We start from the raw sequence: 14231 nt of genomic DNA on the forward strand, positions 1-14231 counted from the left end.
TTCACACGTTGGAAACAATCTCCCGTTTCGGGAGGAGATCGCGGCTTGCCGCAGACGCGCGGTAGGCGTCGTCGAGGCGCTGCAACGGATGCAGCACCGCTTCGAGCACCGCGAGCAGGTCTTCGAAGCGCGTGGTCAGCGCGAGCGTGGCCGCACTGGCAAGGCGCAGCGCGCTGGCCACGCCGAGCGGGGTCGTGCCCATCGCCCAGTGGAAGCCGACGATCAACCCGCCGGCGATCGCCACGCCGAGCAGCATGCGCACGCGGCGCCACGCCGGGGGCCCGAGCGAGGCGAAGATCAGCAGCACCACCGCACAGGCGACGGCCAGGTGCACCGGCTGTTCGACCAGCACCAGCAGCGTGCCGCACACCGACAGCAGCGCGAGCTTGATCGGTGGCGTCGAGCTGCGCGGCCAGCCGCGCCTGGCTCAGCAGGTCGAGGCTGGCGAAGGGCCCGCGCTGCGCGAGAAGGTCGCGCGCCTGCTGCCGCGCGGCCTGCCGCGTTTCACCGCGCGCGGTGAGGCTGAAGGCCAGCTCCTCGGCCACGGTCGGAAAGATGATCTGGTCGTCGGGGTTCTGGAACATCAGCCACATGCTTCGACAGCTGCCTGCGCTCGGCCTGGGTGTCGCAGCCATGCACGACCACGCGGCCCTGCTGCGGCTGGTCGAGCCCGCTGATCAGGCGGAACAGGCTGCTCTTGCCCGCCCCGTTGTCGCCGACCAGGCCGATGCGCGTTTCCTGCAGGTGAAGCGTCAGCCCCTCGAAGACATGCTGGCTGCCGCGCACCAGCGTCACCGCTTCGAGGCGGATGCCGTGCGGGGAATCGGGCTCGGGCGGGGTCGGCTGCGGCAAGGGGCGCCCACGGTACCCGAACGCTCGAGAAAAACTGCCGTTCGCGTCGCGAGCTACATCAGCGCAACCACCGGATAGCGCCGCCACTGCGGCTCGGCATGACGCTGGCCGTGGGCGTAGATGAAGCCGAGCACCGCCTGCGGATCGGACAGCCGTTCGGGGTTGTCCGCCTTCCATTGCTCGAACTGGCGCTTCAACTCGGGTTCGTCCTCCAGCATCCGAAGCGCGGTGTCCTCGAAGACGTAGGCCGAGAACGCCTCCCTCTTCTCCAGCACGCTGTTGAAGAAGCCCCAGCGGAAGAAGCTGTCGTGGGCTTCGGGCTCCAGTGTCTCGACCATGTAGCGGGCATTGGCCTGGTCCAGCGGCACCCACACGTCGCCCGCGCGCGCCTGAAAGGGCTCGGTGTGCACGGCGAGCACCACCTCGTCATGGAACATGTGCCCTTCGTAGGCGTTCGCGCGGGAGGCGACGCTCCGGATGCGATACACGCGCGCCGCATCGAACAGCCGGTCCGCCTCGAGACGCTGCAGTTCGACGCCATTCCACGCCAACCGCTCGATCACTTCGCGCCAAGCCTGGGGCACGAGATAGGCCTTGGGCGCGGCGACGGACGCGGCTTCGACGCAGCGGTCGAAGTGCACGATATCCTTCTCCCAAGGCTGGCCGCGGTCGTAGGCCAGGCGCTCATAAGTACCCAGCCGGCTGGGCGTGCGAACCGCGCGGTAGCCCTTGAAGCGCAGGCTCGCCGGCCGGTTGCGGTCGTTGCGCCATGTCAGCGGCCAGCGTGCCTGCCGCGCGGCAGCGGCCCTGGCTTCGCTGCGCAGTTCCTGGATGCGCGCCGCATGCGCCACGGTGAACTCCAGCACCACCTCGACCAGCGTCCGCATGGCAGCCACGCGGTCGGCAAAGGGCTTGAGCATGTGGGTCTCGGGCATGAAGCCGATGGAGTGGTGCAGCGCGGCATAGCCGGTGGAAAAGCGCGGCAGGTCGAGGAAATCTTCGATGCCCTCGTCCGGCGTCTCGGCCAGCAGGTTCACGTACGGGCAGGTGGGCCAGCCGCGCCGGTCCATGCCGCCGTAGATCGCCGGCAGCATGCTCTCGCGCAGGAACTCTCCCAGCCCACCGCCCAGCTTGTCGGGCTGGGTCGGGATCAGCGTCATGGTGTAGCTGTAGTCCGCGCCGTTGGAAGTGTGGGTGTCGACCATCACGTACGGGTCCCACGCGGTGAAGAACTTGTTGAACACCTGCGCGGCGAGGCTGTCGCACTTGATGAAGTCGCGGTTCAGGTCGAGGTGCCGGCCGTTGCCACGGAAACCGAACGACTCGGGGCCGAGCTGGTTCACGCGCGAGGTGTCCTGGCGGTCGATGCAGCCGTCCACGTTGTAGACCGGGATGAACAGGAACACCGTATCGCCCAGTGCCGCCAGCCGGGCCGGCTGCGTGCAGAAATCGCGCACCAGCGCCATGCAGGCGTCGATGCCCTCGGGCTCGCCGGGGTGGATGCCATTGTTGTTGAAGAACACCGGGCGGCGCTGCTGCTTGAGCGTCTCGCGGTCGAACACGCCGTCCGCAGTGACCACGCCGGCGTGAAGGGGAACGCCGGTGTCCGACACGCCGATCTCGCCCCAGTGCAGAACGCCCGGAAAGTGTTCGGCCAGCCGCTGGTAGAAGGCGGTGCATTCGGCCCAGGTGGTGGTCTGGTTGCCGTTGCCTGACTCGAACGGCGTGGAGTACGGTGTGGCTCGTGGAGCGGTCATGGGAAGAAGGCTACAGTAGTCGCCCCAATCCGGTCGTCCAGCCCTTCTTTCTACGAAAGAGCCAGACAAGGCCGCAACACACATTCGAGGAATCAGACATGGGCGCCCAATGGAAAGCAAAACACAAGGACCTGGCGGCCAATGCCAAGGGCCGGCTGTTCAGCAAGCTCGTCAAGGAAATCTTGGTGGCCGCGCGCAGCGGCGCCGACCCGACCTCCAACGCGCGCCTGCGGCTGGTGGTGGAGCAGGCCCGCAAGGTCTCGATGCCCAAGGAAACGCTCGACCGCGCCATCAAGAAAGGCGCGGGGCTCACGGGCGAGGCGGTGCATTTCGAGCACGTGATCTACGAAGGCTTTGCGCCGCACCGCGTGCCGGTGATGGTCGAGTGCCTGACCGACAACGTGAACCGCACCGCGCCTGAAATGCGCGTGCTGTTCCGCAAGGGCCAGCTGGGCACCTCGGGCTCCGTTTCGTGGGACTTCGACCACGTCGGCATGATCGAAGCCGAACCCGCCAAGCCCGACGCCGACCCCGAAGTGGCCGCCATCGAAGCCGGCGCACAAGACTTCGAGCCGGCCGGCGAAGGCCATGCGGCGGTCTTCCTGACCGACCCCACCGACCTCGACCTCGTGAGCCGCGCATTGCCAGCCCAGGGCTTCACCGTGCTGTCGGCCAAGCTGGGCTACAAGCCGAAGAACCCGGTCGATCCGGCGAGCCTGAGCGCGGAAGACCTGGAAGAAGTCGAAACCTTCCTGGCGGCCATCGATGCGAACGACGACGTGCAGAACGTGTTCGTGGGCTTGGCGGGTTGAGGCAGCTTCTTCAGCTGAATCGCGAGGAGCGCGCCGGCGAGAACCGAGGCGCTCCGCGCAAGAAGATGCCGGCCCGGCGCCGACAACGACATCCTGTGCCGTAGCGCAGCCCCAGTTCGGGCCTGCGCAAGCAGGGAGCGCTCCTATGCTCGATGAACCCCCTTCATCCCCGGAGCTTTTCCATGTCCCTGCAAGATTTCAAGGTCCTCACCTTCGATGTCGTCGGCACGCTGATCGACTTCGAGGGCGGCATGCTCGCCTACCTGCGCAGCGCGGCGCCCGATGCCGACGTGAGCGATGACGACTTCCTCGCCGCCTACCGGCGAGCCCGCGCCGACGGCAACGCGGGCTGGTACCCCGACGACCTCGAGCGCTGCTGGCACGCCGTCGCCCCCGCGCTGGGCCTGCCCGACACGGAGGCCATCGCTCAAGGCCTGCGCGACTCGGTGACGCAATGGCCGGCGTTCCCCGATTCGGTGGAAGCGCTGAAGCGGCTCGGCAAGCACTTCAAGCTGGTGACGATGACCAACGCGCAGGCCTGGGCGCTGGCGCATTTCGACAAGACCCTGGGCTCGCCCTTCGACATGCTGCTGAGCTGCGACGACGCACTGTGCGAGAAGCCCGACGCGCGCTACTTCGCCTACGCCCGCGGCCGCTTCGAAGGCGCGTGGGGGTTCAAGCAGGCCGACAACCTGCACGTGGCGCAAAGCCAGTACCACGACATCGGCATCGCGAAGCAGCTCGGCATCGCCACGTGCTGGATCGAGCGCCGCCATGCGCAGAAGGGCTCCGGCGGCACCATCGAGTCGAAGCACACCGTGCCCGACCATCACTTCCATACGCTGGCCGAACTGGCCGACGCCGTAGAGGCGGGGCGCTGAGCACGGCGGGCATCGCCATCGCAACGCCTTCGTCGCGATGGCCGCCCAGGGGCGCCCTGCCTGCCATCGATCCATTCCCATATCGCGATTCGAATATTCACAAGGAGCTTCCATGACCACTGTCTTCCGGCCCAAGTACATCAGCTTCGATTGCTACGGCACTCTCACCAACTTCCAGATGGCACCGATGGCGCGCAGGCTCTTCGCCGACCGCGTCAGCCCGGAAAACATCGAGCAGTTCTGCCAGGACTTCGCCGCTTACCGGCTCGACGAAGTGCTGGGCGACTGGCAGCCCTACTACGACGTCGTCTACAACTCGGTCCTGCGCACCTGCAACCGCTGGGGCGTGCCGTTCCGCGAGGCCGACGTCTCGGAAATCTACAACGCCGTGCCCACCTGGGGCCCGCACCCCGACGTGACGGCGGGCCTGGCCAAGATCGCCGGCAAGATCCCACTGGTCATCATCTCGAACGCCATGGACGCGCAGCTGGTGCACAACGTGAAGCTGCTCGGCGTGCCCTTCCACCGGGTCTATACGGCGCAGCAGGCCAAGGCCTACAAGCCCCGCCTGCGCGCCTTCGAATACATGATCGATTCCTTGAACGCGAAGCCGGAAGACTTCCTGCATGTGTCCTCGTCGATGCGCTATGACCACATGTCGGCGCGCGACGTGGGCATCAAGGACAAGGCCTTCGTCAATCGCAAGCACGAGCCCGGCGTTCCAGACTACGGCACGACCGAGATCTCCGACATCGGCGGCCTGCCGGCGCTGGTCGGCCTCTGAGTCGGGCGCGATCGCCGGTCATGCCGGCGATCGCTTCTTTCAAGCTGCCCGCTTCTGCGAAGCCGCCGCGAAGCGCCCGATGGAGAAGCTCTCGATCGGCGTCGACGTGCGGCCGGTGGCAATCAGCTCGGCCATGGTCTCGCCCACGCCGGGGCTGATCGCGAAGCCCTCGCCGCAGAAGCCGAAGGCGTAGTGCAGGCCGGGCACACGGGCGCTGGGTCCCATCACCGGCTGCCAGTCGGCGATGTAGCCTTCGATGCCGCTCCACACGCGGATCAGCTGCACGTGTTCGAACGCCGGCACCACGCGGCGCAGCTCGCGCATCTGGCGCAGCACGTTGTCGGGCTTGACGTAGGCGCGGATACGGTCCGCGTGCGCCGGCCCCTTGAAGCCGCCGCCGAAGACGATGTTGCCGCGCGAGATCTGGCGGAAGTACAGCCCCTCCTGCTCGATCGGCGAGGAGACACCGATCGACGGACCTATCGCATAGGGCAGAGGTTCGGTCACGCCCATCTGCGGTCCGCGCGCCTCCATCGGCACGGGCTCGCCGAACTGCTCGGCCATGCGATTCGACCAGGCGCCGCAGGCCACCAGCAGCTGCGGCGCGCGAAAGCGCCGGCCGTCCGCGGTGTGCGCCGCGAAGCCCCCGCCGTCACGCTCCACCTTCATCACCTCGGCATGCTCGACGATGTTCGCGCCCGCGCGCCGCGCCGCCCGTGCGAAGGCTGGTCCGGCCAGGCGCGGGTTGGCATGGCCGTCGTTCGGCGACAGCGAACCGCTCACCACCTCGGGCGCGAAGATGCCCCAGCGCTCGCGCAGCTGCGCGGCGCTGAAGAGCTCCAGGTCGAGGCCGAGCGGCTTCACGTCTCTCGCGTGCTGCTCGAGCACCGCGGCCTGCTGCTCGGTGTAGCAGACGCGCAGGTGGCCATAGGGCACGAACTCCAGGTCTTCGCCGAGCAGTTCGTTCACGCGGCCCCAGACGGCGCGCGCGCGGTTGGCCAGCGGCATCTGCGCGAGCACCCGGCCCTGGCGGCGCACGTTGCCGAAGTTGGTGCCGCTGGCCTGGCGGCCCACCAGTTCGCGCTCGAGCAGCGTGACCGACAGGCCGTGCTGGCGGCGCAGGAAGAAGGCGGCGGTGGTGCCCATCAGGCCCCCGCCGAGCACCAGCACGTCGGTGTCGGTGGTTTCGCTCATGGACTCACCTCACGCGTATTCATCATCAGTGGCTTGACCGGCGCCTGCGAACGCAGGCGCCCCACCAGTTGCACCGGCACGCCGCTGGCCTGCGCCACGATCTCCGCCGACGCATGGCCGCAGAAACGGCCCTGGCAGCGCCCCATGCCGACGCGGCTGAAGGCCTTGGCGCGATTGACTTCGTGGCTGTCCATCTCGTTGACGCAGCGGCGCAGTTCGCCCGCCGTCACGGCTTCGCAGCGGCACACGACCGCCTCGTCGGGCAGTGCCGCGGCCTGTGCATACGGCCACGGAAAGGCGCGCGCGAGGCCTTCGCGGAAGCGGTTCATCTGCGCCAGCGTGCGGCGCAGCGCGGCGGACTCCGCGTCGTAGAGCGCGCGGCCCTGCGCATGGCCGAGGTCGGCCAGCGCCGCGAGCGCGGCCAGCCGGCCGGCGGCCTCGGCGCCGTCGGCACCGAGGATGCGGACGCCATCGCCGGCCAGGTACACGTCGCGCGTGCTGCTGCGGCCGTCGGCATCGATGCGCGGCAGCCACTGTCGGCTCACGGGTTCGAAGTCGAACTCGCAGCGCGCGAGATCGGCCAACTGCGTCTCGGCGCGCAGGTGCCAGCCAAGGCCGACGGCATCGCACGCGAAGCGCTGCTCGCGCCCCTGGGCATCGCGCACGGCGACGGCCTGCACGCCGAGGCTGTCGTCGCCATCGATGGCGAGCGGCACCACGCCTTGCAGCACCGGCACGCCCGCACTGCGCAGCCCGCGGATCAGCGCGAGTCCGCGCAGCGCCAGCCGTGGCCGCGCGAGCAGCCCGCGCACGGCACTCCAGGACTTGGTGGCCGGCGCGGTGTCGAGCACCGCCGCCACCTGCGCGCCGGCCTGCACGTACTGCGAGGCCACGAGATACAGCAGCGGACCGCTGCCCATGAAGACCACGCGCGAACCGATGGCGCAGGCCTGCGCCTTCAGCGCGATCTGCGAGGCGCCCAGGCTGTAGCAGCCGGCGCGGTGCCAGCCCGCCACTGGCATCAGGCGGTCGGTCGCGCCGCTGCAGACCAGCAAGGCATCGAATGGCAGTTCGTGCGGCTCGCCGGCATGCACGACGTGCAGCGCGCCCTCGCTCACATTCCAGGCCAGCGTCTCGCCGCGGTAGTCGATGTGGGCGCGCAGCGCGTCGAAGTCGTGGTGCAGCGCCTGTGCCTTCGCGGCTTCGGTGCCGTAGAGCTTGGCATAGGGCCGCTTGAAGCCTTCGGGCTGGCGGCGGTAGATCTGTCCGCCGTCGCGCCGGCCTTCGTCCACCACCACGGGCCGCACGCCGGCGCGCACCAGCGCCTGCGCGGCGCGCACGCCCGCGGGGCCGGTGCCGACCACGACGATGCGCGGCGAAGGCGAAGTCGGAGGCATCGCGCTCACCGCACGGCCGCCGCGGCGCCGCGCGCCAGCAGCTGCTGCAGGTCGGGCGTGGCGGCCCAATGGGCCGCGGGCGGCCGCGTGAGCACCGACATCCCCGCCTCGACGGGCGTCGAGCAGGCGCGCAGCCGCTCGCCCGCCGGCGTCCACACCCAGCAATCCTGGCAGGCGCCCATCAGGCAGAAGCCGGCGCGCGGCCCGTCGCCGAACTCGCTGTCGCGCACGCGCCGTCCGCTGCTCAGCAGCGCCACCAGCAGGGTGTCGCCGGCCAGCGCGGTGCGGGCTTCGCCGTCGATGTACAGGGTCAACGCGGGCCGGTCGGTCTCCGCGAGCCGCACGAAGCGGGTGGGCAAAGGAGAGGGAGGGCGGGTTTCGGGCATGGACGGATGAAGGCGCCGGTCAGCGCTCGTGAGGAAAAAGCCGTTCGATCGGACAGTGCGTCTTGATGAACGGCGACTTGATGACGATGTAGCTGAAGTACTTCGCGATGCCGATGTTGCGTTCGAGCAGCCCCTCGATCACTTCCTGGTAGTGGTTCACGCCGCGCGTGAGGAAGCGCAGCAGGTAGTCGTAGCCGCCGCTGACGAGGTGGCATTCGAGCACCTCGTCGACCTCGCGGATCGCGGCCTCGAAGCGCACGAAGTCCTCGCGGTGGTGGTCCGACAGCGTGACCTCGGTGAACACGGTCAGCGTGTCGCCGAGCTTTTCGAGCCGCAGGTGCGCGCCATAGCCCGCGATATAGCCGGCCTGCTCCAGCCGCTTCACGCGGATCAGGCAGGGGCTGGGCGACAACCCGACCGCATCCGCCAGGTCGACGTTGGTCATGCGCCCGTTCTTCTGCAGTTGGGCGAGGATGCGCAGGTCGAGTCGGTCGATCTTGAAAGCTTCTGACATCGCGGTGCCTGGAGAGAAGGAAGGTCCGATTCTGCGTCGCCGCCGGGTCTTGCGGAGCTTTTGTGCGCCGGCTTGTTCAGGCCGCCAGCGCGGCGCGAACGTCGGGCGCGTCGAGCACTTCGTCGAGCGTCTTCTTCAGCCGTGCGAACAGCTGCGCGAACTCGTCCTCGGTGAAGGTGAGCGCGGGCGCAAAGCCGAGGACGTGGTCGCCGAAGGCGCGGAATACCAGGCCGTTGCGGTAGGCGGCGGCGAAGATGCGCTCGGGCAGTCCAAGCGATGCGTCGAAGCCGCGCTTGCTCGCCTTGTCGCTCACCAGATCCAGCGCGCCCAGCAGGCCGCGGTGGCGGGCGTCGCCCACCAGCGGATGGGCACGCAGCGCGTCGAGCCCGGCCGCAAAGTGCGCCGCACCGCGCTGGCCGTTGGCGAGCACGCCGCCCTCTTCGTAGAGCCGCAGCACCTCGAGCGCGACCGCCGCACTGACCGGGTGCGCCGAATACGTCGCGCCGTGTCCGACGAGGGCGCCTTCGGGCACGCCGTCGGCGATGCCGGCATAGACCTTCTCCGACATCATCGTGGCGCCCATCGGCACGTAGCCGGCGGTCAGGCCCTTGGCCATGGTCATGAGGTCGGGTTCCACGCCTTCGGCCTCGCAGGCGAACATCGGGCCGGTGCGGCCGAAGCCGGTGATGACCTCGTCCACCACGAAGAGGATGTCGAGCTCGCGCGCAGCCTCGCGCATGGCCTTGAGCCAGCCCTTGGGCGGCACGATGACGCCGCCCGAGCCCTGGATCGGCTCGCAGAAGAATGCGGCCACGTTGTCCGCGCCCAGCTCGGCCACCTTGGCGCGCAGCGACGCGACCGATGCGGCGATCAGTGTTTGCGCGTCGGTCCCGTCCGGCTGGCGGTACGGATTCGGCGAAGGAATGTAGTGCTGCGTTGGCAGCGGCAGGTCGAAGCCGCGGTGGAAGGCCGGCAGCGCGGTCAGGCCCGCGCCGGTGGACGACGAGCCGTGGTAGCCGCGCTCCAGCGCGATGAAGTGCTTCTTCGACGGCCGGCCGGTCGCGTTGTAGTGCTGCACGATGAAGCGCACGGCGGCATCGACCGCCTCCGAGCCACCCAGCGTGAGGTACACGCGGGTCAGCGATGCGGGCGTGATCTGCACCAGCTTTTCGGCAAGGCGGATGGCCGGCTCGCTGCTGAAGTGGAAATAGCCGGTCGCGTAGGGCAGCCGGCGCATCTGTTCGGCCGCGGCCTGCACCACGCTCTCCTGCCCGTAGCCCACGTTCACGCACCACAGGCCGGCGAAGGCGTCGAGCAGCTCGTGGCCGTTGCTGTCGGTCAGCCAGGCGCCGCGGCCCGAGGCCAGCACGGTGGGGCCGCGCTGCTCGTGCACGCGCCAGGGCGAGACGGGGTGGATCAAGTGCGCGCGGTCGATCGCGTCGAGCGCGGCTTGGTGAGGCAATGCGGTGGGATGCGTCATGGGCTGTGTCCGGAGGAAGCTGGTGGCGAAGGAAGCTTTCGATGGCCTCAGCTTAGGATGCGCAACCCTCGGCTTGGTGCTGCTTTGAGGCCTCTGCACGAAGCACGCTGCCGTTGTGGGTGCCGCGACAGCAGATCGTGCGGCGGGTCATGCGGCCTGCCTCCGGCAACTCGCGCTCAGTACCCCTTCAGGCGATCGACGAGGCCGACCATGGGCTCGCCCGCGGCGAAGCGCTGCACGTTGTCGAGCACCGCTTCGGCGGCACTGAGCGGCTGCGTCATGCTCGCGATGTGCGGTGTGAGCTGCACATGCGGATGGCGCCAGAACGCATGCGCCGGCGGCAGCGGTTCGGGGTCGGTCACGTCGAGCACGGCATCGCCGACCTGGCCGCTGGCGAGCGCGGCGAGCAGGTCGGTATCGACGAGCTGCGGGCCGCGGCCCACGTGCACCAGCCCAGCACCCACGGGCAACATCGAGAACAGCCGCGCGTCGAGGAAGCCGCGCGTCGAATCGGTCAGCGGCAGCAGGCACACGAGGATGTCGGTGCGTGCAAGAAAGGCCGGCAGCTCGTCGGCACCGGCATGGCATTGCACGCCGTCGACCGTGTGCCGCGAGCGGCTCCATCCCGCGCAATCGAAACCCATGCCGACGAGTTGCGCCAGCACGGCCTGCCCGAGCGAGCCGAGCCCGAGCACGCCGACGCGCCGTTCACCCGCGGGCCGCACCGGCAGCGGCTTCCACTGTCCCTCCTGCTGCTGGCGCCTGTATTGCGGCATGTCGCGATGCAGGCCGAGCACCGCATGCGTCACGTACTCGACCATGCCGCCCACGATGCCGGGCTCCACCATGCGCACCACGGGCAGCGCGGGCGGCAGCGCGGCGAAGTCGAACTGGTCGACGCCCGCGCCCGAGGAGAACAGCACTTCGAGATTCGGAAAGCGCGCCGCCAGATCGTCCGGCGGCTCCCAGGCGGCGAGAAAGCGTACCTGCGCGGGATCGCCGATGTCGGGCCAGATGCGGAAGTCGATGTCGGGTGCGCGGCGGCGGAACACTTCGGCCCACAGGCGGCCTCGCACGGGGTCGGATTTGTAGAGGAAGGTGGTGGTGGTCATGGGTTTTGTTTGTGGGTGCGTTCTGGGGCGCTGTTGTTCGGGGTGCGTGCACAGGCCGCCGGGTACTCCCCTCCGCGAATGTCCCCCGCTTCGCTCCTCCTTTATTTCGCTGCGGGGAGCACCCGACGCCCTGTGATGGGGTGCCTTGCGCAGCGAAATAAAGGAGGAGGCCGCAGGCCGGGGGACATTCGCGGAGCAAGGTACCCCGTCGGCGTGATCGCCCCGCCAACAAGCAAGCCTTCACCCAACAGCCTGGGTAACAACAGCAAAGAGCGAAGGCCCGCCAGCCGGCGTAACCAGCGGCACACCACGCACCATCGTCGTAGGCGCATCAACGCGCAGCAGCCCGATGCTCTCCAGACATTCGGCCAGCCCACTGTCGAAGTCGATGTCGATGCGCGTGAAGTGCCCCGCGTTGACGCTGGCGAGATGTGCGATCAGCGCCTTCGCGCCGTCGAGGTCGGGCGCAACCACAGGCCCGATGACATGCCCGCGCCCGAAGCGCCGCAGCATCGCGAAGCCGCGCGCTTCGTTGTCGTGGTCGAGCACCACGCAGGCATCGGCGTTGGCCAGCAGATCGGCGATCAGCGCATCGCGCGGCATGCCGCGCGCCGCAGCGTCGAGCGCCTGCAGGGTGGCCGCCTCGTTCTGGCCGGCGGGCCGCAGGCGCCAGCCCGGCTGCAGCGCAACCAGCGGCGCCGGCTGCGCGATGCCCTGGTGCTGCCTCAGTTCGCCCGTGCGCACGAAACCCAGCCGCTCGTACAGGCCGCGCCCTTCGGCGGTGGCCTGGAGCAGCACCGTGTGCTCCTCCAGGCCTTCGAGCATCGCGCTCATCAGCCTGTGCCCGATGCGCCGGCCCTGGCAGGCCGGCGTCACGATCACGAGGCCGATGGTGGCGTGGCGCTCGCCCCAGTGCCAGCGCTGGGCAGTGGCGACGATCTCGCCGTCGCGCTCGGCCACGACGCCCTCGGCATGCGCGAACACCTGCGCCCAGTCGGCCAGCCGGTGCGGCCAGCGCAACTGGGCCGACAGCGCATGCGTGGACGGCAGGTCGGCGGACGTCATCGGTCGGAGCACCACGCCGTCGTCGGGTGCATTCGGGGTCTGATCGGGCATTGGAAAGTCTCTGTGGCGAAGGGGATGTCCCTTGCATCTTGGACGACATCGGCACCCGATGCCAGACCGAAATCGCGTGCCGGCGCAACTCGCAAGCTTCGCCTGCCAGGGGCCCGGGTTTTGCAATTCGCTGCCGCCACGGGTTCGCTTACGCACACAAATGCCGTGCCAACCTGCCTAGCATCGTCCGTCCTTCCTCCGGTGCCATCGCGGCCTCTCTCCATTCCTCGCATGCAAGTCTTCGACCCGCTCAAGATCCAGGTGCCCTCGGGGCAGTTCATCGGCGGACGCCTCGTCCCCGATGCAGGCCTGCGCTTCAAAAGCGTGCCGATCGACTTCGCCGCGACGCACCGAGGTGCATGGCCGCACGCGCCAGGGGCAGACCGCATGGCATGCCGCCACACCCCCTCCAAACCGCAGCTTTCATGCGCCAGATGCCGTATTTCCCAATACCTGCGGCACGGCTGCGTGCTGCAATCACTTCGTCATGAGCTTGTCGCATTTGTCGTCCAAGGAACTTGAAACCATGAGCCCCCGCCCCAGGCAAATCGCCCCCGATCGCCACGGCATGCCGGCTCGCTCCTGCGTGGGCCGGATGCCATGAAGCTCGACTCCTACTGGACCGATTCGGCCCCCGCGTTTCTGGCCGCGCCGCAGGAGCTGCCAGCGCAGGTCGACGTCGCGATCGTGGGCGGCGGCTTCACCGGCCTTTCGGCCGCGCTGACGATGGCCAAACGCGGTGCCCGGGTCGCGGTGCTGGAAGCCGGCCCGCGCGTGGCGGCCGAAGCCTCGGGGCGCAACGGCGGGCACGTCAACAACGGGCTGGCCGTCGACTATGCCGATGTGGCGGCCAAGGTCGGCGTCGAGCGGGCACGCGGCTGGTACAACGCCTACGACGACGCGGTCGACACGGTGGCGCGGCTGGTGCGCGACGAGGCCATCGACTGCGACTTCATGCGCCACGGCAAGCTCAAGCTCGCCACGCGGGCCAACCAGATGGCCGCGCTCGAACGCAGCGCGCAACGCCTGGTCGACGACGGCGTGGACAGCGACGTCGAGATCCTCGATGCATCGCGCGTGCGCGCCGAGGTGCAGAGCGAGCGCTTCCACGGCGGCCTGCTCTACAAGCGCAGCGCCCAGATGCACATGGGCCGCTTCGCGCACGGGCTGGCGGCGGCCGCGCAGCGCAACGGCGCCGCGATCCACACCGGCACGGAAGTGCGGCGCATCGAACGCCTGGGCCAGGGCCATGCGCATCGGCTGCACACCGCGCGCGGCGTGGTCACGGCGCAGCAGGTGCTGCTGGCCACGGGCGCGACGCGCCATGGCGGCTACGGCAGCTTCGGCTGGCTGCGCCGGCGCATCGTGCCGATCGGCAGCTTCATCGTGGTCACCGAACCGCTCGGCGCGGAGCGCGCGCAGGCGCTGCTCGCGGCCCGGCGCACCTATACGACCATCGCGAACATCCATCACTACTTCAGGCTCACGGCCGACCACCGGCTGGTGTTCGGCGGACGCGCGCGCTTCGCGATTTCCAGCCCGCAGTCGGATGCGGCGAGCGGCGACATCCTGCGCGCGGGGCTGGCCGAGACCTTTCCGCAGCTCGGCGCGGTGCGGCTCGACTATTGCTGGGGCGGACTGGTCGACATGACGCAGGACCGACTGCCGCACGCCGGCGAGCGCGACGGCCTCTACTACGCGATGGGCTACAGCGGACACGGCACGCAGATGTCGGTCCACATGGGCGAACGCATGGCCGCCGTGATGAACGGCGACGCGGCCGCCAACCCCTGGCAGGGCCGCGACTGGCCCGCCATTCCCGGCCACTTCGGCCCGCCGTGGTTCTTGCCGGCGGTGGGCTTTTATTACCGGCTCAAGGACAGGCTGGCCTGAGGGCCCGCAGTCCCGCGACACGCGTTCGATTTTTTTCCAACCCACGGCCCCAG

At 69.2% G+C, this 14231-nt stretch carries 15 protein-coding genes; 5 read left to right on the forward strand and 10 right to left on the reverse strand.

Annotated features, from left to right (window positions below; translation table 11 throughout):
* Nucleotide 1: 1 nt before the first annotated feature.
* From ASC92_RS11895 to ASC92_RS11905, 3 genes are all read right to left on the reverse strand, one after another.
* The gene (locus ASC92_RS11895; protein ID WP_235505796.1) at nucleotides 2-352 is read right to left on the reverse strand and encodes a hypothetical protein; all 351 of its coding nucleotides are present in this window, start codon (nucleotides 350-352) and stop codon (nucleotides 2-4) included.
* Between the two features lie 152 nt (nucleotides 353-504).
* Nucleotides 505-852, reverse strand: coding sequence for an ATP-binding cassette domain-containing protein (locus ASC92_RS29290; protein ID WP_056515191.1), 348 nt, complete (start codon nucleotides 850-852; stop codon nucleotides 505-507).
* A 53-nt stretch (nucleotides 853-905) separates the two neighbouring features.
* Nucleotides 906-2609, reverse strand: coding sequence for a M14 family zinc carboxypeptidase (locus ASC92_RS11905; RefSeq protein WP_056515196.1), 1704 nt, complete (start codon nucleotides 2607-2609; stop codon nucleotides 906-908).
* A 98-nt stretch (nucleotides 2610-2707) separates the two neighbouring features.
* On the opposite strand from ASC92_RS11905, the gene ASC92_RS11910 reads away from it, so the two are divergent.
* The 3 genes from ASC92_RS11910 to ASC92_RS11920 all read left to right on the forward strand — a co-directional run bounded on the left by ASC92_RS11910 (nucleotide 2708) and on the right by ASC92_RS11920 (nucleotide 5086).
* Nucleotides 2708-3421 (forward strand): YebC/PmpR family DNA-binding transcriptional regulator, encoded by a 714-nt coding sequence (locus ASC92_RS11910; RefSeq protein ID WP_056515199.1) that lies wholly within the window; start codon nucleotides 2708-2710, stop codon nucleotides 3419-3421.
* A gap of 182 nt (nucleotides 3422-3603) precedes the next feature.
* Entirely contained in the window at nucleotides 3604-4302 is a 699-nt protein-coding gene (locus ASC92_RS11915) for an HAD-IA family hydrolase (RefSeq protein WP_056515200.1), read from the forward strand.
* Nucleotides 4303-4414: 112 nt separating this feature from the next.
* Nucleotides 4415-5086 (forward strand): haloacid dehalogenase type II, encoded by a 672-nt coding sequence (locus ASC92_RS11920; protein WP_056515204.1) that lies wholly within the window; start codon nucleotides 4415-4417, stop codon nucleotides 5084-5086.
* Between the two features lie 39 nt (nucleotides 5087-5125).
* On the opposite strand, the gene ASC92_RS11925 is transcribed toward ASC92_RS11920, so the two are convergent.
* From ASC92_RS11925 to ASC92_RS11955, 7 genes are all read right to left on the reverse strand, one after another.
* Entirely contained in the window at nucleotides 5126-6280 is a 1155-nt protein-coding gene (locus ASC92_RS11925) for an NAD(P)/FAD-dependent oxidoreductase (RefSeq protein ID WP_056515206.1), read from the reverse strand.
* Nucleotides 6277-7677: an NAD(P)/FAD-dependent oxidoreductase gene (locus ASC92_RS11930; protein ID WP_056515208.1), complete on the reverse strand. Its 1401-nt coding sequence runs from the start codon at nucleotides 7675-7677 to the stop codon at nucleotides 6277-6279. The genes ASC92_RS11925 and ASC92_RS11930 overlap by 4 nt, the downstream gene beginning before the upstream one ends.
* Before the next feature lie 5 nt (nucleotides 7678-7682).
* Nucleotides 7683-8063, reverse strand: a complete 381-nt coding sequence (locus tag ASC92_RS11935; protein ID WP_056515212.1) for a (2Fe-2S)-binding protein — start codon at nucleotides 8061-8063, stop codon at nucleotides 7683-7685.
* Nucleotides 8064-8082: 19 nt separating this feature from the next.
* The gene (locus ASC92_RS11940) at nucleotides 8083-8577 is read right to left on the reverse strand and encodes an Lrp/AsnC family transcriptional regulator (protein WP_007828485.1); all 495 of its coding nucleotides are present in this window, start codon (nucleotides 8575-8577) and stop codon (nucleotides 8083-8085) included.
* A 76-nt stretch (nucleotides 8578-8653) separates the two neighbouring features.
* The gene (locus tag ASC92_RS11945) at nucleotides 8654-10057 is read right to left on the reverse strand and encodes an aspartate aminotransferase family protein (RefSeq protein ID WP_056515215.1); all 1404 of its coding nucleotides are present in this window, start codon (nucleotides 10055-10057) and stop codon (nucleotides 8654-8656) included.
* Nucleotides 10058-10233: 176 nt separating this feature from the next.
* Nucleotides 10234-11169 (reverse strand): 2-hydroxyacid dehydrogenase, encoded by a 936-nt coding sequence (locus ASC92_RS11950; RefSeq protein ID WP_056515218.1) that lies wholly within the window; start codon nucleotides 11167-11169, stop codon nucleotides 10234-10236.
* 240 nt (nucleotides 11170-11409) lie between these two features.
* Nucleotides 11410-12285 (reverse strand): GNAT family N-acetyltransferase, encoded by an 876-nt coding sequence (locus ASC92_RS11955; RefSeq protein ID WP_056515220.1) that lies wholly within the window; start codon nucleotides 12283-12285, stop codon nucleotides 11410-11412.
* Nucleotides 12286-12516: 231 nt separating this feature from the next.
* Between ASC92_RS11955 and ASC92_RS28600 the strand changes: the two genes are divergently transcribed.
* Together ASC92_RS28600 and ASC92_RS11960 are read left to right on the forward strand one after the other, a co-directional pair.
* A complete protein-coding gene (locus ASC92_RS28600) occupies nucleotides 12517-12807 on the forward strand; it encodes a hypothetical protein (RefSeq protein WP_157609050.1) in 291 nt (96 codons plus the stop codon).
* A gap of 78 nt (nucleotides 12808-12885) precedes the next feature.
* The gene (locus ASC92_RS11960; RefSeq protein WP_056515225.1) at nucleotides 12886-14178 is read left to right on the forward strand and encodes an NAD(P)/FAD-dependent oxidoreductase; all 1293 of its coding nucleotides are present in this window, start codon (nucleotides 12886-12888) and stop codon (nucleotides 14176-14178) included.
* The last annotated feature ends 53 nt before the right edge of the window (nucleotides 14179-14231 follow it).

The sequence above is a fragment of the Variovorax sp. Root411 genome, from assembly GCF_001425205.1.
Lineage (GTDB): Bacteria > Pseudomonadota > Gammaproteobacteria > Burkholderiales > Burkholderiaceae_C > Variovorax.